Annotated in this window: 26 protein-coding genes; 14 read left to right on the forward strand and 12 right to left on the reverse strand. The window is 62.2% G+C overall.

The genetic code is table 11. The annotated features are described in order from the left end of the window. The first annotated feature begins 129 nt into the window (after positions 1-129). Positions 130-1,434 (forward strand): sensor histidine kinase, encoded by a 1,305-nt coding sequence (locus tag BSY17_RS06525; protein WP_037473391.1) that lies wholly within the window; start codon positions 130-132, stop codon positions 1,432-1,434. A 69-nt stretch (positions 1,435-1,503) separates the two neighbouring features. After that, positions 1,504-1,857, forward strand: a complete 354-nt coding sequence (locus BSY17_RS06530; RefSeq protein WP_069064893.1) for a YbaN family protein — start codon at positions 1,504-1,506, stop codon at positions 1,855-1,857. Between the two features lie 5 nt (positions 1,858-1,862). Here the strand turns inward: BSY17_RS06530 and BSY17_RS06535 are convergent, their stop codons facing one another. Both BSY17_RS06535 and BSY17_RS06540 read right to left on the reverse strand, forming a co-directional pair. Continuing rightward, on the reverse strand, positions 1,863-2,327 hold the full coding sequence (locus BSY17_RS06535) for an EF-hand domain-containing protein (protein WP_069064894.1): 465 nt from the start codon (positions 2,325-2,327) through the stop codon (positions 1,863-1,865). A 45-nt stretch (positions 2,328-2,372) separates the two neighbouring features. Next, positions 2,373-3,032: a squalene/phytoene synthase family protein gene (locus tag BSY17_RS06540; RefSeq protein ID WP_069064895.1), complete on the reverse strand. Its 660-nt coding sequence runs from the start codon at positions 3,030-3,032 to the stop codon at positions 2,373-2,375. Positions 3,033-3,189: 157 nt separating this feature from the next. Here BSY17_RS06540 and BSY17_RS06545 point away from each other — a divergent pair, with 157 nt between their 5' ends. The 3 genes from BSY17_RS06545 to BSY17_RS06555 are packed head-to-tail and all read left to right on the forward strand — an operon-like array spanning position 3,190 to position 6,064. After that, a complete protein-coding gene (locus tag BSY17_RS06545; protein ID WP_069064896.1) occupies positions 3,190-4,824 on the forward strand; it encodes a TadE/TadG family type IV pilus assembly protein in 1,635 nt (544 codons plus the stop codon). A gap of 53 nt (positions 4,825-4,877) precedes the next feature. Beyond that, positions 4,878-5,417 carry a TadE/TadG family type IV pilus assembly protein gene (locus BSY17_RS06550; protein ID WP_069064897.1) on the forward strand — a complete coding sequence of 180 codons (540 nt, stop codon included), beginning with the start codon at positions 4,878-4,880 and terminating at the stop codon, positions 5,415-5,417. After that, positions 5,414-6,064, forward strand: a complete 651-nt coding sequence (locus BSY17_RS06555) for a TadE/TadG family type IV pilus assembly protein (RefSeq protein ID WP_150125739.1) — start codon at positions 5,414-5,416, stop codon at positions 6,062-6,064. Before BSY17_RS06550 ends, BSY17_RS06555 begins: the two co-directional genes overlap by 4 nt. Positions 6,065-6,085: 21 nt before the next feature. Here the strand turns inward: BSY17_RS06555 and BSY17_RS06560 are convergent, their stop codons facing one another. The 4 genes from BSY17_RS06560 to eno all read right to left on the reverse strand — a co-directional run bounded on the left by BSY17_RS06560 (position 6,086) and on the right by eno (position 10,328). Beyond that, positions 6,086-7,456 carry a pyruvate dehydrogenase complex E1 component subunit beta gene (locus tag BSY17_RS06560; RefSeq protein ID WP_069064899.1) on the reverse strand — a complete coding sequence of 457 codons (1,371 nt, stop codon included), beginning with the start codon at positions 7,454-7,456 and terminating at the stop codon, positions 6,086-6,088. Beyond that, entirely contained in the window at positions 7,456-8,529 is a 1,074-nt protein-coding gene (gene pdhA, locus BSY17_RS06565) for a pyruvate dehydrogenase (acetyl-transferring) E1 component subunit alpha (RefSeq protein WP_069064900.1), read from the reverse strand. The genes BSY17_RS06560 and pdhA overlap by 1 nt, the downstream gene beginning before the upstream one ends. A gap of 136 nt (positions 8,530-8,665) precedes the next feature. Next, positions 8,666-8,977: an FtsB family cell division protein gene (locus tag BSY17_RS06570; RefSeq protein ID WP_069064901.1), complete on the reverse strand. Its 312-nt coding sequence runs from the start codon at positions 8,975-8,977 to the stop codon at positions 8,666-8,668. A 76-nt stretch (positions 8,978-9,053) separates the two neighbouring features. Beyond that, the gene (gene eno / locus BSY17_RS06575; RefSeq protein ID WP_069064902.1) at positions 9,054-10,328 is read right to left on the reverse strand and encodes a phosphopyruvate hydratase; all 1,275 of its coding nucleotides are present in this window, start codon (positions 10,326-10,328) and stop codon (positions 9,054-9,056) included. A 242-nt stretch (positions 10,329-10,570) separates the two neighbouring features. Between eno and BSY17_RS06580 the strand changes: the two genes are divergently transcribed. From BSY17_RS06580 to BSY17_RS06600, 5 genes are all read left to right on the forward strand, one after another. After that, positions 10,571-11,170 (forward strand): hypothetical protein, encoded by a 600-nt coding sequence (locus tag BSY17_RS06580; protein ID WP_069064903.1) that lies wholly within the window; start codon positions 10,571-10,573, stop codon positions 11,168-11,170. Between the two features lie 65 nt (positions 11,171-11,235). After that, entirely contained in the window at positions 11,236-11,640 is a 405-nt protein-coding gene (locus tag BSY17_RS06585; protein ID WP_069064904.1) for a phage holin family protein, read from the forward strand. Next, positions 11,637-11,972, forward strand: coding sequence for a hypothetical protein (locus BSY17_RS06590; RefSeq protein WP_069064905.1), 336 nt, complete (start codon positions 11,637-11,639; stop codon positions 11,970-11,972). The genes BSY17_RS06585 and BSY17_RS06590 overlap by 4 nt, the downstream gene beginning before the upstream one ends. Beyond that, positions 11,965-12,540 carry a DUF883 family protein gene (locus BSY17_RS06595; protein WP_069066826.1) on the forward strand — a complete coding sequence of 192 codons (576 nt, stop codon included), beginning with the start codon at positions 11,965-11,967 and terminating at the stop codon, positions 12,538-12,540. Before BSY17_RS06590 ends, BSY17_RS06595 begins: the two co-directional genes overlap by 8 nt. Positions 12,541-12,644: 104 nt before the next feature. Then, positions 12,645-12,869, forward strand: coding sequence for a DUF4170 domain-containing protein (locus BSY17_RS06600; RefSeq protein WP_037473495.1), 225 nt, complete (start codon positions 12,645-12,647; stop codon positions 12,867-12,869). Between the two features lie 55 nt (positions 12,870-12,924). Here the strand turns inward: BSY17_RS06600 and BSY17_RS06605 are convergent, their stop codons facing one another. The 3 genes from BSY17_RS06605 to carB form a co-directional block, all read right to left on the reverse strand. Further along, positions 12,925-13,563 (reverse strand): rhomboid family intramembrane serine protease, encoded by a 639-nt coding sequence (locus BSY17_RS06605; protein WP_069064906.1) that lies wholly within the window; start codon positions 13,561-13,563, stop codon positions 12,925-12,927. A gap of 25 nt (positions 13,564-13,588) precedes the next feature. Then, positions 13,589-14,065 carry a transcription elongation factor GreA gene (gene greA, locus BSY17_RS06610; RefSeq protein WP_037473492.1) on the reverse strand — a complete coding sequence of 159 codons (477 nt, stop codon included), beginning with the start codon at positions 14,063-14,065 and terminating at the stop codon, positions 13,589-13,591. A gap of 79 nt (positions 14,066-14,144) precedes the next feature. Continuing rightward, a complete protein-coding gene (gene carB, locus BSY17_RS06615; protein ID WP_069064907.1) occupies positions 14,145-17,480 on the reverse strand; it encodes a carbamoyl-phosphate synthase large subunit in 3,336 nt (1,111 codons plus the stop codon). A gap of 64 nt (positions 17,481-17,544) precedes the next feature. Between carB and BSY17_RS06620 the strand changes: the two genes are divergently transcribed. Beyond that, entirely contained in the window at positions 17,545-17,907 is a 363-nt protein-coding gene (locus BSY17_RS06620) for an endonuclease domain-containing protein (protein WP_237236443.1), read from the forward strand. Between the two features lie 187 nt (positions 17,908-18,094). Here BSY17_RS06620 and BSY17_RS21205 read toward each other — a convergent pair whose 3' ends face one another. The 3 genes from BSY17_RS21205 to carA all read right to left on the reverse strand — a co-directional run bounded on the left by BSY17_RS21205 (position 18,095) and on the right by carA (position 20,464). After that, on the reverse strand, positions 18,095-18,859 hold the full coding sequence (locus BSY17_RS21205) for a hypothetical protein (RefSeq protein ID WP_150125740.1): 765 nt from the start codon (positions 18,857-18,859) through the stop codon (positions 18,095-18,097). A 61-nt stretch (positions 18,860-18,920) separates the two neighbouring features. Then, positions 18,921-19,289 carry a ribonuclease E inhibitor RraB gene (locus tag BSY17_RS06630; RefSeq protein WP_037473487.1) on the reverse strand — a complete coding sequence of 123 codons (369 nt, stop codon included), beginning with the start codon at positions 19,287-19,289 and terminating at the stop codon, positions 18,921-18,923. Continuing rightward, positions 19,286-20,464 carry a glutamine-hydrolyzing carbamoyl-phosphate synthase small subunit gene (gene carA / locus BSY17_RS06635; protein WP_069064909.1) on the reverse strand — a complete coding sequence of 393 codons (1,179 nt, stop codon included), beginning with the start codon at positions 20,462-20,464 and terminating at the stop codon, positions 19,286-19,288. Before carA ends, BSY17_RS06630 begins: the two co-directional genes overlap by 4 nt. Positions 20,465-20,624: 160 nt before the next feature. Here carA and BSY17_RS06640 point away from each other — a divergent pair, with 160 nt between their 5' ends. From BSY17_RS06640 to dnaG, 3 genes are read left to right on the forward strand one after another with little or no spacing between them, the layout of a single operon-like run. Continuing rightward, a complete protein-coding gene (locus tag BSY17_RS06640; RefSeq protein WP_069064910.1) occupies positions 20,625-21,077 on the forward strand; it encodes a GatB/YqeY domain-containing protein in 453 nt (150 codons plus the stop codon). Between the two features lie 42 nt (positions 21,078-21,119). Continuing rightward, on the forward strand, positions 21,120-21,521 hold the full coding sequence (locus BSY17_RS06645) for an endonuclease domain-containing protein (protein WP_069064911.1): 402 nt from the start codon (positions 21,120-21,122) through the stop codon (positions 21,519-21,521). 6 nt (positions 21,522-21,527) lie between these two features. After that, positions 21,528-23,432: a DNA primase gene (dnaG, locus tag BSY17_RS06650; RefSeq protein WP_069064912.1), complete on the forward strand. Its 1,905-nt coding sequence runs from the start codon at positions 21,528-21,530 to the stop codon at positions 23,430-23,432. Positions 23,433-23,491: the final 59 nt, after the last annotated feature.

The following is a 23,491-nucleotide window of genomic DNA, read 5'->3' on the forward strand; positions in this document are numbered from 1 at the left end:
AGGTGAGGGCTTCGACAGGCTCAGCCCGAACGGATATGGGGCCGAAGGGACATGGGGCCGTCTGATAATAGCATGACCGATTCCCAACCCCCTCCCCCCGTCCGCTCCACCGGGTCCATCAGCCGCCGGATGATGGGCATTGCCGCGCTGTGGATCAGCCTGTTGCTGATCGGCGGCGGGGTGGCGCTGGACCGGGTGTTGAGCGATGCGATCACGCGCAATTTCGACGATGGCATGAATTATGTGCTGACGGCGATGATCGCGGCGGCCGAGATCGGGCCGGAAGGCGAGGTGTTGTTCAACCGCGAACTCGCCGATCAGCGTTTCCTCGAACCCAATAGCGGGCTTTATTATCAGGTGAGCGCCAAGGGGCATGAGGATTGGCGTTCCCGCTCGCTGTGGGACCGCGCGCTCAAAGTGCCGGAGGAGCATCGCGACCGGCACCTCCATGTCTATGACAGCAAGCAATTCCCCGGCGAGGATCTGCGCATCATGGAGCGGACCGTGGTGCTCCCCGGTTCCGACAGCCGTTGGCTGTTCATGGTCGGCCAGGCGCGATCCGGGCTGGATGCGCAGATCAAGACGCTGCGCGCCACGCTGTTTCAGAGTTTCGCGCTGCTGGCACTGGGCCTTTTCGTGCTGGCGACGCTGCAGACCTTCTACGGGCTGCGGCCACTGCGCAAGGTGCGGCAGGAAATCGTGCGGATGCGCGACGGGCAGAAAAGCCGCCTCACCGAACCGATGCCCGCCGAAGTGCTGCCGATGGTCGAGGAATTGAACGCCCTGCTCGCTCATAATGAGCGGCAGGCGGAGGAGGCGCGCACCCATGCGGGCAATCTCGCCCATGCGCTCAAGACGCCGCTGACCGTCATCATGAACGCCGCGACCGCGCAGTCGCCCGACCTGGGCGAAGCGGTCATCCGCGAGGCGACGACGATGCGGCGGCAGGTCGATCATCACCTTGCCCGCGCCCGCGCGGTCGGGCGACGCGGCGCGGCGCAGAGCCGGGCGGAGGTCTGGGCGAGCCTGACCGCCGTCGAGCGCGCGGTGCAGCGCCTCTATCCGCAGGCGCGAGTGGACATGGATGGCGACAAGGGCGCGGCGGTGCGCGTCGAGCGGCAGGATCTGGACGAAATGCTCGGCAACCTCATCGAAAATGCGGCCAAATATGGCGGCGGATCGGTGTTTGCGACGGTGAAGCGCGCGGGCGACATGGTCGAGATATTGGTCGAGGATGATGGCATGGGCATTCCGCTGGAAGAGCGCGTCCGCATCTTCGATCGCGGCGTGCGGCTCGATTCGGGCAAGCCCGGCACCGGCCTTGGCCTCGCCATCGTGCGCGATGTCGCGGAAATCTATGGCGGGTCGGTGCTATTGGAGGAAAGCGAGGATCTGGGCGGGTTGCTCGCGCGTTTGCGCTTGCCTGCGGCCTGATCTTTCCCTTGCCATCACGGGTCGCAGTTGCGAGACAATAGCAACACCCCCGCTCCCACAGGACCGATCATGCGGCGATATCTTTATTTCATCGCTGGTTGGGCGTCGCTGGGCCTCGGCACGATCGGCGCGTTCCTGCCGTTGCTGCCGACCGTCCCGTTCATGATCCTCGCCGCATTCTGCTTTGCCCGGTCCAGCCCGACGCTGGAGGCCAAGCTGCTCGACCACAAGCATTTCGGCGCGCATATCCGCCGCTGGCGCGAAGGCGGAGCGATCAGTCGGCGGGGCAAGAAGGCTGCGTTGGGCGCTTTTGCCTTCAGCATCGTGCTGGCGCTGATCTTCTCGCCCTTTCCCTGGTTCCTGATCCCGATCGCCGCCGCGCTGATCGGCGGAACGTGGATATGGACCCGGCCTGAGGCCTGAACGGCTCAGCAGCGGCATTTCGCTTTGGCGGCGCGTTTGGGGGCGGTCGTGGCAAATTCGGCGGGGGTGAGTTTGGCGTCGCCATCCTTGTCCGCCGCGCCGAAGCGGTCCGATGTCGCCACCGCCCATTCCTCGAAGGACAGCAGGTTGTCGCCATTTTTGTCGAGCGCCTTGAACGCCTTGGTCCGGCTGCCCAGCATCTCGATGCGGGTGATGACCCCGTCGCGATTGCGGTCATAGCGGGCGAAGCGTCGTTCTTCGCGGCTTTGCGGGCTGGCCTCGGCGGGCATGGGCGGCGCGGTGCCCACGGTATCGGGATCGCCCTCCGGCAAGCTCTCCATAGCCGGTGGCGGGGGCGCGGCCATGGCCAGTTGCGGTGCGGGGTCGCTGCTCGCTTGGCCCGACCACCAGAACAGGCCGCCTGCGACCAGCAGCAGCGCCGCCATGCCCCCTGCCAGCAATCGCCCCATATGCCCGCTCCTTCGCTCCTGCGACGCGCAGCCTATCGCGTCAGCCTATCGCCCGACAAGCGCGATCCGTAGCAGCCGCCAGGCGAGCGAACGCGGCATCCCCAGCGGCGCGCGCCGTCCGGCCAGCACATCCTGTTGCGCCAGCGTGGCCACTATCCGCACCGGTTTCCACGCACGGGGCCAGCGCGCGCCGTCCATCCGTGGCGCGATTTCCCGCGCCAGCGCTAGCGCAGCGTCGGCGAGCGCCGCGTCGCCGACATGCCCGGCCATGTCCCACAAAGCCCAGACCTGCCCCGCCGCGTCCAGCCAGTCCGGCGCATCGGCGACATCGGTCAGCGCGCGGAACAGGCCGCCGCCCCGACCGACAGCATAGGCGCGCAGGCCTTCCACATCGATCTCCGGTTCGACCACCAATATTTCCCAGCCATCGATCATTGCCACCAGACCCGGCGCAGCCATCGCGCCCGTGGCGCGCAGCGCATCGACCACAGGCTCGCCCCGCCCCTTGCGCGCGTCGGCATCATCGATGACGTCATTCCACCACGCCAGCCGCATCTGGCCGATCGCGGGCTCGCTGGTCGTGCGCGCGACATGGGCGAGCCGCGCGTCGAACGCCCAGAGGGCGCGGTGCCGCTCCGCCCCCGGCCCGGCATGCGCCGCCAGCACGTCGACCAGCGGCGGCAATTCCTGCGCCAAGCCGCTCATCGGTGCGCACAGCCGCAGAGCAGGCGGGATTGGCGGGTTATCGGTCCTTTAACCATCTTCCTCATACACATTCTAACGAGTGCGCCTGCATAGGCGAAAATAATCTGTCCGGCCCGAAATGGGGGGCGACGGGCACGACATGGGTGATGGCGGACAAATGGGCAAGCAGATCGAACATCCTGTAGGGTTGTTGGCACGGCTGGGGAAGAACCAGGCGGGCAATACGCTGGCGATCGTCGCGGCGGCGATGATTCCGCTCGCCGGCATGATCGGTGGCGGACTCGACATCAGCCGTGGCTATCTGGGCCAGACCCGCTTGCAACAGGCTTGTGACGCTGGCGTACTGGCAGGGCGCAAATTGATGGGTACCAGCGGCGTGTTAACCAGCGCGGTCACGGATGAAGTCCGCAAATATGTGAAATTCAACTATCCCAACAACTATCTGGGTTCGACGCTTCAAGACGCCAATATCGTACCAACGCTGGGCGCGAACGATCAGATCGTTCTGACCGTTTCCACCACCGTTCCGACCGTCATCATGAAGTTGTTCGGCAAGGACGACATGACCGTTTCTGCGACCTGCAGCGGGCGTAACGACTATTCGAACATCGATATCGTGCTGGTGCTGGATACGACCGGATCGATGGCGTGCAAGCCGGAATTTACCTCAGACGAATGCAAAAACTGGATCTACAATAACAACCGGGCCGATCAAACGATGACGGTGGACGGCAAGACCGTTACTTATGTCCTCGAACAAACAAATAGCGGCGCAAATATTTCGCGGATGCAGGCGCTGCGCACCGCCCTGGCTAATTTGCAGACCCAGATGGCTACGATCGAAAGCCAGTTCAACATGACCGAACAGGGTAAGCGCAAGCGCGTGCGCTGGTCGATCATTCCCTTCTCCCAGATGGTAAATCCCGGTTTCAGCACCGGCACCGCTGGCACCACGCTCTACACTCGTTATCCAACTTGGTTCAACACGACCGGCACCTACCGCGCCTATACATGCGGCAGACGTAGCTGCGGCTATATCGAAGATGAGGAAGGACATAGCAGCACTTGGATGCGCGACACCTGGGATGGCTGCGTCGAAGAACAAAGCACCAGCAATAGCATCACATCGACGTCCAGCACGGTTCCTGCGACGGCCTATGATATGAACTACAATACGGTGCCGACATCTACCGCCACACGCTGGACGGTTGCCGATCCTTCAAAAGTCGGCACCGCCCAATATGCGTGCCCTAAAGCCATGCGCGAAATGCAGCAAATGACGGCTTCCCAGTTCAACGATTATTTCAGTCTGACAAATGGCTTCGCGGCCAATGGCGGCACCTATCTTGACATCGGTTTGTTGTGGGCGGCCCGACTGCTATCGCGCAATGGCAATTGGGCGTCGGACAATCCAGCCACCTACAATACTTATCCCGTGAATCGCTATGTCATTTTCATGACTGATGGTCAGATGGACACGGGTAATACAGGCTATGGTGCATATGCGCAGGAAACGACATGGCGGCGGGTCGCGGCCAATGGCACCGTAGCGACTTCCAACACCAATCACACCGCCCGCATGCTCATCACCTGTGCCGCCATCAAGAATATGGCGAGCACAAAAATCTATACCATCTCCTTCGGTGCCGGAGCACCGCTCAGTCAGGATCTCATCGACTGCTCATCCGGCGCAAAAAATGAATATGCGTTCGAGGCGGCCAATGCCTCCGATCTGAACAATGTCTTCCGCGACATCGGCGAAAATATCGGGTCTTTGAGGTTGGCGCAGTGACCGTTTTCTCCCGCCTTTCGCCTAGGCTGTCCCAAGATCAGCGGGGCGCGTCCGTGCCGGAATTCGCGCTCATCCTGATACCGCTATGCCTGATTCTGTTCGGCGGATTGGACATGGGATATCAAATCTATGTGCGGTCGGTACTACTGGGCGCGATGGAGCGCGCGACCCGCCTCACGACATTGCAGACCGTGGACAGCACAGCGGTCGAGGATGACATTGAAGCAACCGTCCAGCGCCTGGCTCCTAACGCGACGGTCCGCACGACCAAGGGCAGTTTCCTGCAATATAGCCAGATAAACGCGATGGAACGGTTGACCAAGGATTCGAACAATAATGGCACGCTCGACAGCGGCGATTGCTGGGAAGATGTCGATGATAATGGCGAGCGCAATGTGGTGACGGAGGGCAAGACCGGCATCGGCGGCGCGGACGACATCGTCCGGTACAACACCGTTGTCACCTACGATCGCATCGTGCCGATCTATCGTTTCGTCGGGATCGGCAATAGCGTCACGCTGACAGCGACCACGATGACACGCCGGCAGCCCTATGAATTGCAGAGCGTCCTAACCCCCAAGTGCAAGGCATGACCATGGCCATCGACAAGCGGCTTCGCCGGTCCTATCGCGAGATTAGGCGCAATATCACAGGGGTTGCGGCGATTGAGTTCGCGCTGGCGCTGCCCGTTCTCATGGGCCTCACCCTCTATGGGGCCGAGGCGGCGAATATGGCCTACACCTCGCAAAAGATAGGCGACATTGCGACCCTGACCGCGGACAGCATTTCCCGCATTCGGCTCAGCATCTCGAACGGCGACGTGTCCGATGCTCTAGGCGGCATCAAAATATTGGGCGATAGCATCGATCTGCGCAATAATGGTCGGATCATCGTGTCCAGCATCGCGCCAGTGCTGGACAATTCCAACACTGTCACCAACCAGAAGCTGCGCTGGCAGCGTTGTTCCGGGGCGTTGGTCAAGACATCGGCCTTCGCGACCACGGAGAATAGCAATATCGGCGTCGACGGTATGGGACCGGAAAACCGAAAAATCGCCGCCACAAAGGGTAGCGAACTGATCTTCGTCGAGGTCTATTATACCTATCGACCGCTTATTTCGGATTCTTTCTTCGGCACGCCGCAAATGTCGGCCTATGCCGCTATGGCCGTCCGCGAACGGACGGCCAACGATATATTGACGAACGGCACCAATTCGCCCTGCACCACCTACGCCGCCTGACGGCGACGTAGGTATTTCGGTTCAGCGGTAGCAGACCTTCTTCGCCGCCTCGACCACGCGCGCGGCGTCGATCAGCGCGGCTTTTTCGAGGTTTGCGGCATAAGGGAGCGGCACGTCTTCGTTGGTGACACGCAGCACCGGGGCGTCGAGATCGTCGAAGCCCTTTTCCATGACGACGGCGGCGATTTCCGACGCGATCGAGCAGGTTGGCCAGCCTTCTTCGACCACGACGATGCGGTTGGTCTTTTTGAGGCTTTCCAGCACGGTCGCGGTGTCGAGCGGACGCAGCGTGCGCAGGTCGATGACCTCCGCGTCGATGCCCTCGCCTGCCAGCGTTTCGGCCGCGTCGAGCGCAAGGCCCACGCCGATCGAATAGCTGACCAGTGTCACATCCTTGCCCGGCCGCATGATCCGCGCCTTGCCGATCGGCAGAACATAGTCATCGACCTTGGGCACGTCGAAGCTGCGACCGTAGAGCAGTTCGTTTTCCAGGAACACGACCGGGTCGGTCGAGCGAATCGCCGCCTTGAGCAAGCCCTTGGCGTCAGCCGCGTCGTAGGGCGCGATGACGATCAGGCCGGGGACCGCGGCATACCAGGGCGCATAATTCTGGCTATGCTGCGCGCCGACGCGGCTGGCCGCGCCGTTGGGACCACGGAACACGATCGGGCAGCGCATCTGGCCGCCGGACATGTAATTGGTCTTGGCCGCCGAGTTGATGATGTGGTCGATCGCCTGCATGGCGAAGTTGAACGTCATGAACTCGACGATCGGGCGCAGGCCGCCCATCGCCGCGCCCGTGCCGATGCCGGCAAAGCCATATTCGGTGATCGGCGTGTCGATGACGCGCTTGCCGCCAAATTCGTCCAGCAGGCCCTGGGTGACCTTGTAGGCACCCTGATATTCGGCGACTTCCTCGCCGATCACGAACACGCGCTCATCGGCGCGCATTTCTTCGGCCATCGCGTCGCGTAGCGCTTCGCGGACCGTCGTTTTGACGAACTCGGTGCCTTCGGGCAGATCCGGGTCGGCGACGGTCGCCTTGGCTTCCGACGCGAGCTTGGCGGTGCCGCTTTCGGCCTTTTTGGGGGCTTCAGCTTCGGCCTTTGCGGGCGCTGCCGCCTTGGGTGCGGGTGCTTCGTCCTCGCCCTCTTCACCGGCCATCGTTGCGATGACAGTGCCGACCTTCACGCCTTCAGACCCTTCGGCGATCATGATCTTGCCGATTTTGCCTTCATCGACGGCTTCGAATTCCATCGTCGCCTTGTCGGTTTCGATCTCGGCCAAAATATCGCCGGACTTCACTTCGTCGCCTTCCTTCACCAGCCACTTGGCCAGCGTGCCCTCTTCCATCGTCGGCGAGAGCGCCGGCATCTTGATTTCGATACCCATTAATATTGCTCCACCAGCACGTCGGTATAGAGTTCGGCCATGTCCGGCTCAGGCGAAGATTCGGCGAAATCGGCCGCTTCGCTGACGATCTTGCGGATGTCCTGGTCGATCTTCTTGAGTTCGTCCTCACCCACGCCATGTTCGGCGAGATACGCCTTAGCCCCCTCGATCGGATCGGACTTGTCGCGCATCGCCTGCACTTCTTCGCGCGACCGGTACTTGGCCGGATCGGACATGGAGTGGCCGCGATAGCGGTAGGTCTTCATTTCCAGCAGGATCGGGCCGTTGCCGCCCTGCACCCACTTCAACGCTTCCTCTGTCGCACCGCGCACGGCCAGCACGTCCATGCCGTTGACCTGGATACCGGGGATGCGGAAACTTTCGCCCCGGCGATAGAGCTGGTCTTCCGCCGAAGAGCGGTTGACGCTGGTGCCCATGGCGTATTGATTATTCTCGATGACGAAAATGATCGGGAGCTTCCACAGTTCGGCCATGTTGAAGGATTCGTAGACCTGGCCCTGGTTGGCCGCGCCATCGCCGAAATAGGCGACGCACACGCCGCCATCGCCATTATATTTGTGCGCGAAGCCCAGGCCCGCGCCGAGTGACACCTGTGCGCCGACGATGCCATGACCGCCGAAAAATTTATGTTCGACGCTGAACATATGCATCGAACCGCCCTTGCCGCGCGAAATGCCCGCGCCACGGCCGGTCAGTTCGGCCATGATGACGTTGGGATCGATGCCATAGGCCAGCATGTGGCCATGGTCGCGATAGCCGGTGATAACGCTGTCCTTGCCGGGCACGAGCGCCGACTGGATGCCGACCGCAACCGCTTCCTGGCCGATATAGAGGTGACAGAAGCCGCCGATGAGACCGAGGCCATATAGCTGGCCCGCTTTCTCTTCGAAGCGGCGGATGAGGACCATCTGCCGGTAGAATTCCAGCAATTCTTCCTTGCTGGGTTTATAATCGGTCGGAGTGTCGGGGCGAGGCCGGTTATGGTCCGCGCCGACCGGGCTTTTCGTCTCGGCCTCTGCGCGGGTCGGGCGCGGCGTCGTTGGTTTCGCCAAGGCTCTTATCCTCTTGCGTGGGGTAGGATGGAAGGAAGCCCGATATAGCGGCAGAGTTGCATATATTGCAACGGCGGACCCGACGGAATCCAGGCCAAAGCTATAATCTTGGGCTAATATTGGTCGCGGCGAAGGCTCAGTTGAGCGGCACGATCACTTCGTCATGGTGGATGACGCCAAGCTGGCGGCGGATCAGTTCGTCCGACAGATCGGGATCGACGCGGCGCGGATTGAGCAGGTCGACCCGGTTGCGCAAGTCGGCGCGTGCTTCCTGCACGCGCTTGAGTTCCGCCTTGGCCGCGCCGAGCTGCCGCGAATAATCGCCCCAGGCGAGAATGCCGTTCGACCCCACGACGACGTAGCCCGCGAAGGACAGCAGCAGAAGCAGCGCGATCGCAGGGCCAAGGGCCGAGAATAAAAGGAGACGTAGCTTCGCGATGTGCGCCATCGCCCACAAGAATCACAAGAAAAGATCGGCCGCAAGCGAATTCTGTCGAACTTGCGGCCAACCGAAGGAAAGCCGATCAGCGGAAGATGGAACGTCCGGCATAGACGGCGACGTCGCCCAGTTCTTCCTCGATGCGGATGAGCTGGTTATATTTGGCGAGCCGGTCGGACCGCGCGAGCGAACCGGTCTTGATCTGGCCGCAGTTGGTGGCAACGGCGAGGTCGGCGATGGTCGCGTCCTCCGTCTCGCCCGACCGGTGCGACATGACGGCGGTGTAGCGCGCGCGGTGCGCCATATCGACCGCGGCCAGCGTCTCGGTCAGCGTGCCGATCTGGTTGACCTTGACCAGCAGCGAATTGGCCAGCCCCATGTCGATGCCCATCGCTAGACGCTTGGGATTGGTGACGAACAGGTCGTCGCCGACCAGCTGCACCGAACCACCGATCTTGTCGGTCAGCGCCTTCCAGCCCTCGAAATCATCCTCGCTCATGCCGTCCTCGATCGACTTGATCGGATAGTCAGCACACAGGGCGGCGAGATAGTCGGCCATTTCAACGGGGCTGAGCGACAGGCCTTCACCCGAAATCTCATATTTGCCGTTCTTGAAGAATTCCGTCGCGGCGCAATCGAGCGCCAGCATGACGTCGTCGCCCGGCTTGTAGCCCGCCTTTTCGACCGACAACATGATGAAGTCGAGCGCATCGCGGGTCGAAGCGATGTTGGGCGCAAAGCCGCCTTCATCGCCGACCGACGTCGCCAGACCCTTGTCATGCAGGCCCTTCTTCAACGTGTGGAAGATTTCCGACCCGATCCGCACGGCATCGGCGATGCTTTCGGCACCGACCGGCATGATCATGAATTCCTGAAAGTCGATCGGGTTGTCGGCATGTTCGCCGCCGTTGATGATGTTCATCATTGGCACTGGCAGCACATGCGCCGACACGCCGCCGACATAGCGATAGAGCGGCAGGCCGCGCGCATCGGCAGCGGCCTTCGCCACCGCCAGGCTGACGCCCAAGATCGCGTTGGCGCCCAGGTTCGACTTGTTGTCGGTGCCGTCGAGCGCGATCATCGCCGCATCGACTTCGCCCTGATCCTCGGCATCGAAGCCGATCAGTTCGCCGGCAATCTCGTCATTGACGGTATCGACCGCCTTCAACACGCCCTTGCCCATATAGCGGCTTTTGTCGCCATCGCGCTTTTCCACCGCTTCATAGGCGCCGGTCGATGCGCCCGACGGCACCGCCGCGCGGCCAAAGCTGCCATCCTCCAGCATGACGTCGACTTCGACCGTGGGGTTGCCACGGCTGTCGAAAATCTGGCGGGCGTGAATGTCGAGAATGGCGGTCATGATCGCTCCCTGCACTGACAATGGGCGGGCAACCCTGATGGCGGCCCCTCCCCTGTTTTTCCGCGCTCCGCTTAGCCAGCAGCCCGGCTATTGGCAATGCAGGGCTTGCACGCATCGGAAAAATGCCGATGGTCGAAAATGTGACGGCAACGGAACTGCATGCCGCTGCGGAGCATTTGGAATATAACCACCTGCCGCCTCGTGCGGCGCACCATGCTGCATCAAGAGGGAGATTGAGGACGATGGTTGATACCCCGGTAACGCCGGCCGCCAAGCGCGGACGCCCCCCCAAGGCCAAGACCCTGGACACCGCCGCCAGCGCCGTCGCCGTGAAGGCCGAGCCGCTCAAGACCGCCGCGACGGAAGCTGCGTCTGACGCCGCCGCTGACGTGGAGAGCGCTGCAAAGGGCCTGAGCGCACAGATCAAGCCGATCAAGGAGCAGGCCGAGAAGGCTGCCAAGGCTGCGGCCGAGAAGTTGAACGCGGTTGATTGGAAAGCCCATATCGACCCGATCAAGGAACAGGCTGGCAAGACCGCCAAGTCCGCCGCGGGCGTCGCCAAGGACAAGACCGGGACGGCCATGCAGAGCCTGTCCAAGCTTATCGCCGACACGGCCGCCACGGTCGATGCCAAACTCGGCCCGCAATATGGTGACTATGCTCGTCAGGCCGCCGAACAGGTTGCCGGTGCCGCAGACAGCCTCGACAACAAGGATGTCGATCAGTTGATGGCCGAAGCGCGCGATTTCGTGCGCAAGAGTCCGGCTGTTGCGATTGGTGCAGCCGCCGTTGTCGGCTTCGTGTTGATGCGCCTCGCTAAAGGGTCGGACGACAAGGCCTGAGGGTTTGCCTTTCCGGCTTTCCCGTCACTGAAACGAAAGGCTCCGGTTTCGGGGCGGAGGATCTATTGACACAAGAGCCAACGGAAACGGCGGTTACGCCGCACGCCGAAGGATTGGAGCCAGGCGGTCCGCAAGAGGGCGCACGCACCGAAAGCGTGCGCGACGCCTTCGCCCGCCTTTACGCCGATGGCCGGGCCTATGCTTCGGCCGAAGCGGACAAGCAAAAGCTGCGGCTCAGCATCGTCGGCGTCGGCATTCGCAATGCCGCGGTGCTGGGACTAGTCGCGCTCATGCTCGCCTTTGCCAGCATCGTGGCGTTGCTGGTCGGTCTTGTCGTGGCACTGTCCCGCCATCTCGACCCTTTGTGGGCGACGCTTATCGTGGCAGGCGGCGGGCTGCTCGTGACGATCCTGCTGCTGCTGATGGCCAAGGGCTGCATCACTCGCATGAAGAAGGCGATCACGCCATGACGCAGGAACTCGCCTTTCGAGAGGCCTGCGCCCGCGCCGACCTGGCCCGCGCGCAGATGAAGATCAGTGCCGCGCAAGCGAAGGCGCGGATCGCGCCTGCACTTCTGATTCAGGACGCTAAGGACAAGGCGATCGACGGCGTATCTGGCGCTGTATCGAGCGCGGTAGCTCTCGGCGCAGCCAAGGCGCAGCAACGCCCCGTTGCCGTCGGTGCAGCCGCTGCCGCATTCGCGCTTTTTCTGGCGCGGCGGCCGATCACGGCACTTTTCCAACGCTTATACGTTCGTTTCAGGAACACCCCAACAGATATGCCGGAGAATGACCATGGCTGACATTCGTGCCCAAGTGAACCGTGCCCGTGAAGCGGCGAATGACGCCGCCTCGACCGCAACCGACCGCATCCGTGAAACCACCGCCAAGGCGCGCGAAGGCGCTGGCGAACTGGTCCAGACCGGACGCGACAAGGCGGGCATGGCCTATGGCGACGCGCGCGACAAGACGCAGCGCGCCGCAACCCGTGCCAACCAGATTGTGCAGGACCATCCGGTCGCTGCGGTTGCTGGTGCGATCGCCGTCGGCGCGGTCGTGGCGTGGATGTTCCCCAAGAGCCGCGCGATGATGAAGGCGCTGCCGGGTCTTGCCATTACCGCCGGATCGCGGGTTGCCGAAGCGGCGCTCGCCGCCCGCGCGGCGGCCGCCGAGGGCGCTGAAACGGTGAAGACCAATGCCGCCCATGCCCTGCACAGCGCGGGCGACGCCGCCTCGCATGCACGCGACAATCTCGCTTCGGCCGATCTATCGGCCAAGGCATCGAAGCTAGCCGATGACGTGACCTCGCTTGTGGCGCACCGCATCGAAGCGCTGGGTGATGCGATCAAGGCGCGGTTGCCCAAAAGCTAATCGCGACGACGTGAAAAGCATGCCAACACGGCTTTAGTCCCCCTTGGACGGGGCGTGCGGCGCTGCTAGGGTCGCCGCCCACCCAAGGGAGATAATAAAACGCCATGAGCAAAATGCATCTGGTGCTGGGCGGTCGCGTAACCGATCCGCAGACGCTCGAATTTCAAGACCTCAGCAAAGTCGACCTGGTCGGCGTGTTTCCGGACTACGCCTCGGCCGAAAAGGCTTGGCGCGGAGCGGCGCAGCGCACGGTGGACGACGCTGAAATGCGCTATGTGATCGTGCATCTGCATCGCCTGCTGGAACCCGAACTGCCCAAGGCGGACTGAGAACTGACCATAGCCGTTCCTCGGATGAAACCGGGGAACGGCTATTTTCTAGTAACTAATTAACCGCGCGCGGCCTTTTGCGGAAGCGCCAGCGGAGCAGCGGGCGGGTCAGGGCCAGCCCGGCGAGAAAGCCGCCGATATGCGCGGCGACCGCAATCTGTCCCAGATCACCCATGCCCCCGGCGGTGGCAAATCCGATCATCAGTTGCAATGCGATCCAGCCGCCAGCCAGCCAAGCCAGACGCACGATATTGGCCGAAAACGGCCCAATCCGTCGTACCTGCTGCTGGCTATACAGCAAGGCATAGGTCGCCACGACAGCCGAAATGGCGCCGCTCGCGCCCACCATCGGCCCGGTCGAGCCCGGATCGATCAGCCACTGCGCCCCGCAGGCCGCATAAGCGCCCATGCCATAGAGCAGCAGCGTTGGCCCCTTGCCCAGCACATGTTCGACATGCCGCCCGCAAAAGACGAGCATCAACATATTGAAGCCGACATGCAGCCACCCGGCATGGATGAGCGTGCAGGTGAGCGGCGTCAGCCACCACGGCACCGCCGCCAGCCCCGCCAGCAGGTCGGCATCGCCCACGCGCGCGGGAATGAACCCGCCCAACACGGCGGCATTGTCGATATGACCCGTCAGATACAGGATCAGGAACACGGCGAAACTGATCGCCGCGATCCCGTTCGTCATGGGGCCAGCGGGCAATTTCACGGGATCAGATGAACTCGATTTTCTCGACCGAGTAGAATTTGTCGCCCGACGGCACCGACACCTCGACATCTTCGCCGACCGTGCGACCGATCAGCGCGCGCCCCAGTGGGCTGTTGTACGAGATCATACCTGCCTTGGCATCCGCCTCGGCCTGACCGACGATCTGATATTTGACCGGCTTGTCATCTTCATCGAGCAGGGTCACGGTCGCGCCGAACACGATCTTGTTGCCCGACAGCGTCGCGGGATCGATGATCTGCGCGCGCGACAGCTTGTCTTCCAGATCGTTGATCGTGGCCTCTACCTGGCCCTGCCGTTCCTTGGCGGCGTGATATTCCGCATTCTCGGACAGGTCGCCATGGGCGCGCGCTTCCTCGATGGCGTCCACGATGAGGGGCCGTTCGGCCTTGAGTTCGCGCAACTGCGCATTGAGCTTTTCATAGCCCATCTGCAGCATCGGCATCTTCTCAACGGTCGCCATTTTGCAAATCCTTCGTCAAAACTTCCCTTTGGCGGCCCGAACAGCGGGCCGCCCGCAGCATGCTTCCTTGTGCAGGGGATCAGGCGTGCGACAGGGGATAATAGGACTGGAGCGAGCGCACTTCAAGGGGATGCTCCCGTAAAGCCTCGATCGCATCGGCCGCAGCGACGCTGGCGGCGGCCGTGGTGAAGCTCGCGACCTTGCCGCGCAGCGCACTGGTGCGGATCGCCTTGCTGTCCTTCAACGACTGCCAGCCCTCGGTCGTGTTGAAGATCAACTGCACATCGCCATCGGTGATCTTGTCCACGATATGCGGACGCCCCTCGGCCACCTTGTTCACCTTTTCCACCGCAATACCATGGTCCGCCAGATAATCGGCCGTGCCGCCCGTCGCGATGAGCGTAAAGCCCATATCGACCAGCTTGCGCGCGGCGGGCAGGATCACCGGCTTGTCGCTATCCTTGAGCGAGATGAACACCGTGCCGCTCGTCGGCAGCAGCGTCCCCGCGCCGATCTGCGCCTTGGCGAAGGCAGTAGCAAAATTGCTATCGATTCCCATGACTTCGCCGGTGCTCTTCATTTCCGGCGACAGGACGGGATCGACACCGGGGAAGCGCCCGAACGGGAACACAGCTTCCTTGACCGCCACATGGTCGATCGCATTGCGGTCGATCTTGGGCAGATCGCGGATCATCTCGCCCGCCATCACCCGCGCGGCGATCTTGGCGATCGGCGTACCGATCGCCTTGGCGACGAAGGGCACCGTGCGGCTGGCGCGCGGGTTGACCTCGATCAGATAGACCATGCCATCCTTCACCGCGAACTGGATGTTCATGAGGCCGCGCACCGACAGCGCATGGGCCAATACCTCGGTCTGCCGTTCGATCTCCGCGATGATCTCGTCCGACAGGCTGTAGGGCGGCAACGAGCAAGCGCTGTCGCCCGAATGGACCCCGGCCTCCTCGATATGCTGCAACACGCCTGCGACCACGACATCCTCGCCATCGCACAGCGCATCGACATCGACCTCGATCGCGTCGCGCAGATATTGGTCGATCAGCACCGGCGATTCGCCCGACACCTGGACGGCGGTGGTGATATATTCCTCCAGCTGCGCCTGCCCGTCGACAATCTCCATCGCCCGACCGCCCAGCACATAGCTTGGCCGCATCAGCACCGGATAGCCGATGCGGTTGGCGACCGCGATCGCCTCCTCCCGGCTGCGCGCAATGCCGTTGGCAGGCTGGCGCAGCTTGAGCTTGTCGATCAGCGCGGCGAACCGCTCGCGATCCTCGGCCAGGTCGATCGCATCGGGCGAGGTGCCCAGGATCGGGATGCCCGCATCCTCCAGCGCCTGCGCCAGCTTGAGCGGGGTCTGCCCGCCAAACTGCACGATCACGCCCTTGAGCGTCCCGTTGGTCATTTCGATGGCCAGGATTTCCAGCACATCCTCGGCGGTCAGCGGCTCGAAATAGAGCCGGTCCGACGTGTCATAGTCGGTCGACACCGTTTCCGGGTTGCAGTTGACCATGATCGTTTCATAGCCCGCCTCCGACAGCGCGAAGCAGGCATGGACGCAGCAATAGTCGAACTCGATCCCCTGCCCGATCCGGTTCGGCCCGCCGCCCAGAATTACGACCTTTTCGCGATCGGTCGGCGCGGATTCATTCTCCGCTTCCCCGAAGATCGGCGCTTCATAGGTCGAATACATATAGGGCGTCTTGGCCGCGAACTCGGCCGCGCAGGTGTCGATGCGCTTGAACACCGGCCGCACGCCCAGCTTATGGCGCAGCTTGCGCACCTCCGCTTCGGTCACGCCGCCGGTCATCGCCTTGACCGCTTCGTGGATCAGGCCCGACCCGCGCGCAATGCCCCGCTCCATGCCGCGCAAATTGGCGGATTTGAGCGCGAGATAGGCCAGCCGCTTGTCGGAAAAGCCCATCGACTTGAGGTGCCGCATGCCATCGGCATCACGCGGCAGGCCATTTTCCAGCACCTGCGCTTCGGCCTCGACGATTTCCTTGATCCGCTCCAGGAACCAGGGATCGAACTTGGCGATATTGTGGATCTCCGCGACGGTCAGCCCTTCGCGCAACGCCTGCGCCGCGACCAGCAGCCGGTCGGGCGTCGGCTGCGCCAGGGCCGCGACGATGTCGTCCTTGGGCGCACCCGCCAGATGGTCGACATCATTGAAGCCGCACAGCCCGGTTTCCAGGCCGCGCAGCGCCTTCTGCATCGATTCATGGATGTTGCGGCCGATCGCCATGACTTCGCCGACCGACTTCATCGCCGTGCCCAGCAGCGGTTCGGCACCCTTGAACTTCTCGAACGCGAAGCGCGGGATCTTGGTCACGACATAGTCGATCGTCGGTTCGAACGAGGCCGGGGTCGCCCCGGTAATGTCATTCTCGATCTCGTCGAGCGTATAGCCCACCGCCAGCTTCGCCGCGACCTTGGCGATCGGGAAGCCGGTCGCCTTCGATGCCAGCGCGGACGAACGCGACACGCGCGGGTTCATCTCGATGACGACCAGGCGGCCATCCTTGGGATTGACCGCGAACTGTACGTTGGAACCGCCTGTTTCCACGCCGATTTCACGCAGCACCGCAATGGATGCGTTGCGCATGATCTGATATTCCTTGTCGGTCAGCGTCAGCGCCGGCGCGACGGTGATGCTGTCGCCGGTATGGACGCCCATCGGGTCCACATTCTCGATCGAACAGATGATGATGCAATTGTCGTTGCGGTCGCGCACGACCTCCATCTCATATTCTTTCCAACCGAGCAGTGATTCCTCGATCAGCACTTCGGTCGTCGGCGACGCATCCAGTCCGCCGCGCACGATGGTCATGAACTCGTCGCGATTGTAGGCGATGCCCCCGCCGGTGCCGCCCATCGTGAAGCTGGGGCGGATGATCGAGGGAAGCCCGGTAAATTCCAGCCCTTCCAGCGCCTCTTCCATCGTATGCGCAATGCGCGACCGCGCCGATTCCAGCCCGATCTTGTCCATCGCATCGCGGAACTTGATCCGGTCCTCGGCCTTGTCGATCGCCTCCGCATCGGCGCCGATCATCTGGACGCCATATTTCGCCAGCGTGCCGTCGTTGAACAGCGCCAGCGCGGTGTTCAACGCCGTCTGCCCGCCCATCGTCGGCAACACCGCGTCCGGCCGCTCCTTCTCGATGATCTTCGCCACGATTTCGGGCGTGATCGGCTCGACATAGGTCGCGTCGGCAAATTCCGGGTCGGTCATGATCGTGGCCGGATTGGAATTGACGAGGATGATGCGATAGCCCTCCTCCTTCAACGCCTTGACCGCCTGCGTGCCCGAATAATCGAACTCGCACGCCTGGCCGATGATGATCGGGCCAGCGCCGATGATGAGGATGGAGGAGATGTCGGTTCTTTTAGGCATTGACTGATGCGCTCCAAAGCCCTCGCCCTTGAGGGAGAAGGTTGGGTGAGGGTGTGAGACGGTGGTGGAGAAACGCTTGACCGGCACCGCGCGCAAACTGCGCGGCGACCCGACCGAAGCGGAAAAGATGCTGTGGACGCGGCTGCGCGCGGGGCAGATCGACGGCTTCAAATTCGTCCGCCAGTTTCCGATCGGGGCACATGTCGCGGACTTCGCCTGCCGGGGGGCGAGACTGGTCATCGAACTGGACGGTGGACAACATGCGAGCAGCGACAGCGATGCCCCGCGCACCGCGCTTATCGAAGCGCATGGCTACCGCGTCATCCGCTTCTGGAACCATGATGTCCTGGCAAATATGGACGGCGTGCTGGAAAGTATCCGCGCCGAATTGATGCTGGCACGCAACCGCGGCCCCCTTCTCCCTTGAGGGAGAAGGATACGAAGCCTTGCCAGCTTGCTGGCTAGGCGAAGTTGGATGAGGGTGTGCGGCGACTGTCGAATATCCCATCAACGCCGATCCCCCTCACCCCAACCCTCTCCCCGCAGGGGAGAGGGAGTCCGGGCGTGCCCAGCACCTATGCTGCGGGTGGACGAGATGTCGATGCTTTTAGGCATTAGTTCATCAGCTTCAAAAGTTCGGCAATCAGCCGCTTAGCAAGCTCACCAAGGGCCGCACCTGCGAATTTATCAGCGATAAATTTGAGCGGTTTTATGAGCAAAACCATTACTGCAGCGAGGCGAGCAGACTTAGAACGAACCAACACGGCTGCAGCTTCAAGTTCCACAGCAATAAGTGGAGCATCATCACCTATTGCGTTACCTATTTCGTTAGAACCAGAACGCAATTCGTTGACAACTTGTGCCAAACCTTCCTGCATGTCTATGCTCTGATTATCTGAAAAATTTACAATTCGATCTGAAGCTGGGACCGCATCAAACCTAGCAATTGCGACATCCATCGACTGAATTCCGTCAGCGCTAGCTAACCATCCACCTTCAATAGACAATTTTTCCAAAGCGCGTGCCAATGCAACTGGCCCAAGCCGTGCAATGCGCTTTTGAATTTCGTGTTCTTTTAAAAGATCGTCCAATATCTTCGTTTTTTTCGTTGTAATGAGACGAAGATAGGTTCCCGTGTATTGATCTCCATCTACGGCAAAAATTCCATTGCCTTTCATCCAATTCAGATGAGTAATCACTAGATCATCAAATTTCGATGTAACGTTATAACCATAAGGCAAAAATACTTGCCTCATAGTCGACGTCAAGAAACTAAGGACATCTTCTTCTGCAATCCATCCCCGACCGATTTCTTCATCAAAATCAGACCGAACAACGTAATTGAAGAACAGATAATCTGCGTAATTTTCTGCACTCACAGTACTGCCCCTGTGAAGCAGATGTACGGATAAAAGTTCTTGTCTAAGTGGATTAAATCCATCAATGCACCGCCCCCGTCCGGGCCTCGCACCCCCAGCCGTCATACTCAACGCCACACAATATCTCGATCTGCAGGCACTTCTTCGTCAACGCCTTGATCGACGCCTCGTCCACCGCCTGTTCGCATTCGAGGAACAGGAACAGGTCGCCATCCTCATCCTCTTCGCGGTCGAGTTCGACCATGCCGAACTGGCTGGCGATTTCGAGGACGCGGTCGAAATCCTTGTCATTGCCCTTGAAGCTGACGTCCACGGCGCGCGGGATCATCGGCTTGTCGCCATTGGCGGCAAGGTTGGCGAGGACTTCGCGGTCCGCTTCCCATTCGGCGGCAAGGCGGGCTTCATCGACAGGGGGCAGCTTGATGCTCATGCTGCCACCGGCTTTTTCAGGCCATCGACGAACCGCTGGAACAGGTAGAAACTATCCTGCGGCCCCGGCGAGGCTTCGGGGTGATATTGCACCGAAAAGGCGTTCTTGTCAGTGAGTTCGATGCCGCAATTGCTACCATCGAACAGCGAGACATGGGTCGTGCGGACATTGGCGGGCAGCGTCTCGGCATCGACCGCAAAGCCATGGTTCATCGACGTGATCTCCACCAGGCCATCGCTCAGCCGCTTGACCGGATGGTTCGCGCCGCGATGCCCCTGATGCATCTTGATCGTCTTGGCGCCCACCGCCAGCCCCAGCAATTGATGACCCAGGCAAATGCCGAAGATCGGCACGTCGCGCGCCAGCAGCGCGGCGATCACCGGCACGGCATAGCTACCGGTCGCCGCCGGATCGCCAGGGCCGTTGGAGAGGAACACGCCATCCGGGGCCAGGTCCATGATCTGCTCGACGCTCGCGGTCGCGGGCAGCACGGTCACGCGCGCCCCGGCCTGCACCAGATTGCGGAAGATGTTGTTCTTCGCGCCATAATCGATCGCGACGACATGCGGCGCGCCTTCGCCCACGGCGTTCAGGCCATAGCCCTTGCCCAGCGTCCAGCCGCCATCCTGCCAAAGCCGCGTTTCCTGCCCCGTGACTTCGATGGCGAGGTCCATGCCCTCCAGCCCCGGCCAGCCCGCCGCCTTCGCCGCCAGCGCGGCCAGGTCGAACGCGCCATCAGGGTCATGCGCGATCACGACATTGGGCGCGCCCTTTTCCCGGATCATCCGGGTCAGCGCGCGGGTATCGACCCCGGCGAGGCCAATGCGGCCATTATCCGCCATCCACTGGTCGAATGCCATGACGTTGCGGAAGTTGGACGGCGCGGTCACATCCTCGCGCACCACGCAGCCCAGCGCGTAGGGGCTGGTCGCCTCGACATCGTCCAGATTGGTGCCGACATTGCCGATATGGGGGAAGGTGAAGGTGATGACCTGGCCCGCATAGCTGGGGTCGGTCATGATCTCCTGATAGCCGGTGATCGCGGTGTTGAAGCAAAGTTCGCCGACCGCATCGCCGACCGCGCCAAAACCGCGCCCGAACACGGCGCTGCCATCGGCGAAAACCACGACCCCGGTCGCTCCTTTGGGCACGGTAAGGGTCTTGGCGTCAGCCATGAGATCAGCGTCCTTTTTTGCGTTGGCTTTGGAACCCGTCTGATGCGGGTTAAACGGCCGGTCACCTATGCCTCTGCGCGCTTGGGGTCAACGTCTGTTAAAAATCTCTTTTCGCATTATATCTGTCGCTTTCCGCAAAGACACGAGGATTCGCTTCGCCATGATTCGCGAGCAGATAAAGAGCGCCCAGATCACCGCCATGAAAGCAGGCGACAAGGAACGCCTGGCCGCCGTGCGCCTCATCCTGGCCAAGCTCAAGGACCGCGACATCGAACTGCGCACCGCATCGACCGTGCCGGACGACGACGCCACCGTGGTCGAAGTGCTGCAAAAGATGGTCAAGCAGCGCCGCGAATCGATCGAGATGTTCACCAGCGGCGGCCGCGACGAATTGGCGGCCAAGGAACAGGTCGAATTGGACGTCATCGAAAGCTTCCTGCCGACGCAGTTTAGCGAGGACGAGACCAGGGCGGCGATCGACGCGATCAAAGCGGAAGTGGGGGCCGCGAGCCTCAAGGACATGGGCAAGGTCATGGCCGTGCTGAAAGAACGCCACGGCAGCGTGATCGACATGAGCAAGGCGAGCGGCATGGTGAAGGCGGCTTTGGGCTGACTTGAAAGCCCCTCCCTACTTAGGGAGGGGTTGGGGTGGGTGATGGCGCTACGCATCAATGCCAGACTAGGCCAATATGCCCGCGACATGCGCCGCGAACCCACCGACTATGAACGCCGCCTCTGGAGCGCCCTGCGCGCGTCCCAACTGGGCGGTTTCAAATTTCGGCGCCAGGCGGTGGTGGAGCCTTATATCTGCGACTTCCTTTGCCCGTCGATCGGCCTGATCGTCGAAGTCGACGATGATCGCCACGATGCAATCAAGGACAGGGACCGCGATTTCGATCTTGCCCATCAAGGCTATCTGGTGTTGCGCTTTTCCAATGCGGATGTGCGTGACAATATGGAAGGGGTGCTGAGCGTCATTCTTGATCGGGCGAATGGCTTGCCGCCAAGGCAGAAGATCACCCACCCCAACCCCTCCCTAAGTAGGGAGGGGCTTTAATCTCCCATGTCGCTAACCCCCGCCTTCCTCGACGAACTGCGCATGCGCACGTCACTGTCCACGCTGATCGGCCGCACCATCAAGGTGCAGAAGGCCGGGCGCGAGTATAAGGCCTGCTGTCCGTTCCATAATGAAAAGACGCCCAGCTTCACGATCAATGATGAAAAGGGCTTCTACCATTGCTTCGGCTGCGGCGCGCATGGCGATGCGATCCGCTGGATGACCGATCAGCGCGGCCTGCCCTTCATGGAGGCGGTGAAGGAACTGGCGCAGGCGGCGGGGATGGATGTGCCCGCACCCGATCCGCGCGCCGCCAAACGCGCCGAAGCGGCCAAGGGCCTGCACGACGCGATGGCCGCCGCGCAGGATTTCTTCGCCGCGCAACTCGACGCGATCGAGGGGGCGGAGGCGCGCGCTTACCTCGGCAAGCGCGGCATCAGCGACGCCGCCCGCCGCGCCTTCGGCTTTGGCTATTCGCCCGACAGTCGTGGGCGGCTGCGCACCGCGCTCAAGGATTATGGCGATCCGATGCTGGTCGAAGCGGGGCTGCTGATCGACCCCGACGCCGCCGAACCGGACAGCGACCGGGCCAAAAAGCGCGAACCCTATGATCGGTTCCGCGGTCGCCTGATGCTGCCGATCCGCGACATTCGCGGGCGGACGATTGCTTTTGGCGGACGGATTTTGGGTCAGGGTGAGCCCAAATATCTCAACTCCCCCGACACCCCGCTCTTCGACAAGGGCCGCACCCTCTATAATATCGACCGCGCCTCCCCCGCCAGTCGCCAGACCGGCCGCGTGATCGTGGTCGAAGGCTATATGGACGTGATCGCGCTTGCGCAGGCCGGCTTTGGCGATGCCGTCGCGCCGCTCGGCACGGCACTGACCGAGCATCAGATCGAACGGCTGTGGAAGATGGTCGAGGTGCCGATCCTGTGCTTCGATGGCGATTCGGCGGGGCAGAAGGCGGCGATCCGTGCCGCCACCCGCGCCCTGCCGCTGCTGCGCCCCGGCCACAGCCTCGCCTTCGCCACCCTGCCCCAGGGGCAAGACCCAGACGACCTGCTGCGCGCCAGCGGCCCGGCGGCGATGGACGCGGTGCTGGACGCCGCACAGCCGCTGGTGGAGCGTCTGTGGAGCCATGAGCAGAGCATCGCCCCACTCGACACGCCGGAGCAGAAAGCCGCGCTCAAACAGCGGCTGCGCGCGCTGACCGATGCGATCGCGGACTCCGACGTCCGCGCCCACTACGCGCACGCGTTTCGCGAACGCTATGACGCGCTCTTCTTCGCCCGCCCCGCTTTCACCCCCACGGCGCGCGGCTCCGGCGGCGGCAACGGCGCGGCCCGCTGGCAGCGCGACAAGCGCGGAAACTGGAAAGCGCCGATCGGCCCGGCGGGCCATGAGGTCCGCGCCATCGGTGCCAGCGGCATGGAACAGCGGCTTTTGCGCGCGATTCTGGCGGGCCTTTTGCGCCATCCCGACCAGATTGCGCTGCATCGCGAGACGCTGGCGGGCCTGCCGATCGGCGATCCCATCCTCGCCCGGCTGGCCGATTCGATGATTAGTGCGTCGCTACGCAAAGAAACTGTTGAAACACAGGGCCTCCTTACCATATTGGGGGCAGGTGAAGTGTATAATATGGCTAAAGGGATGCTCCGGGCCGACACGTTCACACTCACCCCTCACAAGATGATCGCTGACCCGGATCGCCTTGCGCGCGATCTGGAGGAGGCCATTCGGGTGATGGCGCAGGGACCGGAGCTTGAGGCAGCGCTGGCGGAGGCGACACGGCGGTTCAAGAGCGACGTCAGCGAGGAAAATCTCGCTGAGCAACAGCGCTTGCTGGCGCTCAAGGCCGACCATGACCGTCGACTGGCGGAACTGGCGCAGCCCGAAGACATTGTTTGAACGGGTCGTTCCCTAGCGGGGCGGCAAGGTTTGAACGGAGCGTCCCTTTGGCGGACGAT

Origin of the sequence: Sphingobium sp. RAC03 (assembly GCF_001713415.1) — a bacterium.
GTDB lineage: Bacteria > Pseudomonadota > Alphaproteobacteria > Sphingomonadales > Sphingomonadaceae > Sphingobium.

Bases quoted from the DNA above. Each gene is read 5' to 3' on its own strand.
- dnaG (WP_069064912.1), top strand. From the start codon at position 21,528: ATGTCGCTAACCCCCGCCTTCCTCGACGAACTGCGCATGCGCACGTCA.
- BSY17_RS06540 (WP_069064895.1), bottom strand. From the start codon at position 3,032: ATGAGCGGCTTGGCGCAGGAATTGCCGCCGCTGGTCGACGTGCTGGCG.
- BSY17_RS06645 (WP_069064911.1), top strand. From the start codon at position 21,120: ATGGCGCTACGCATCAATGCCAGACTAGGCCAATATGCCCGCGACATG.
- BSY17_RS06590 (WP_069064905.1), top strand. From the start codon at position 11,637: ATGACGCAGGAACTCGCCTTTCGAGAGGCCTGCGCCCGCGCCGACCTG.
- BSY17_RS06570 (WP_069064901.1), bottom strand. From the start codon at position 8,977: ATGGCGCACATCGCGAAGCTACGTCTCCTTTTATTCTCGGCCCTTGGC.
- BSY17_RS06530 (WP_069064893.1), top strand. From the start codon at position 1,504: ATGCGGCGATATCTTTATTTCATCGCTGGTTGGGCGTCGCTGGGCCTC.
- BSY17_RS06640 (WP_069064910.1), top strand. From the start codon at position 20,625: ATGATTCGCGAGCAGATAAAGAGCGCCCAGATCACCGCCATGAAAGCA.
- BSY17_RS06525 (WP_037473391.1), top strand. From the start codon at position 130: ATGATGGGCATTGCCGCGCTGTGGATCAGCCTGTTGCTGATCGGCGGC.
- BSY17_RS06535 (WP_069064894.1), bottom strand. From the start codon at position 2,327: ATGGGGCGATTGCTGGCAGGGGGCATGGCGGCGCTGCTGCTGGTCGCA.
- greA (WP_037473492.1), bottom strand. From the start codon at position 14,065: ATGGCGACCGTTGAGAAGATGCCGATGCTGCAGATGGGCTATGAAAAG.
- eno (WP_069064902.1), bottom strand. From the start codon at position 10,328: ATGACCGCCATTCTCGACATTCACGCCCGCCAGATTTTCGACAGCCGT.
- carA (WP_069064909.1), bottom strand. From the start codon at position 20,464: ATGGCTGACGCCAAGACCCTTACCGTGCCCAAAGGAGCGACCGGGGTC.
- BSY17_RS06595 (WP_069066826.1), top strand. From the start codon at position 11,965: ATGGCTGACATTCGTGCCCAAGTGAACCGTGCCCGTGAAGCGGCGAAT.
- carB (WP_069064907.1), bottom strand. From the start codon at position 17,480: ATGCCTAAAAGAACCGACATCTCCTCCATCCTCATCATCGGCGCTGGC.
- BSY17_RS06605 (WP_069064906.1), bottom strand. From the start codon at position 13,563: ATGACGAACGGGATCGCGGCGATCAGTTTCGCCGTGTTCCTGATCCTG.
- BSY17_RS06580 (WP_069064903.1), top strand. From the start codon at position 10,571: ATGGTTGATACCCCGGTAACGCCGGCCGCCAAGCGCGGACGCCCCCCC.
- BSY17_RS06560 (WP_069064899.1), bottom strand. From the start codon at position 7,456: ATGGGTATCGAAATCAAGATGCCGGCGCTCTCGCCGACGATGGAAGAG.
- BSY17_RS06545 (WP_069064896.1), top strand. From the start codon at position 3,190: ATGGGCAAGCAGATCGAACATCCTGTAGGGTTGTTGGCACGGCTGGGG.
- BSY17_RS06600 (WP_037473495.1), top strand. From the start codon at position 12,645: ATGAGCAAAATGCATCTGGTGCTGGGCGGTCGCGTAACCGATCCGCAG.
- BSY17_RS06555 (WP_150125739.1), top strand. From the start codon at position 5,414: ATGACCATGGCCATCGACAAGCGGCTTCGCCGGTCCTATCGCGAGATT.
- BSY17_RS06630 (WP_037473487.1), bottom strand. From the start codon at position 19,289: ATGAGCATCAAGCTGCCCCCTGTCGATGAAGCCCGCCTTGCCGCCGAA.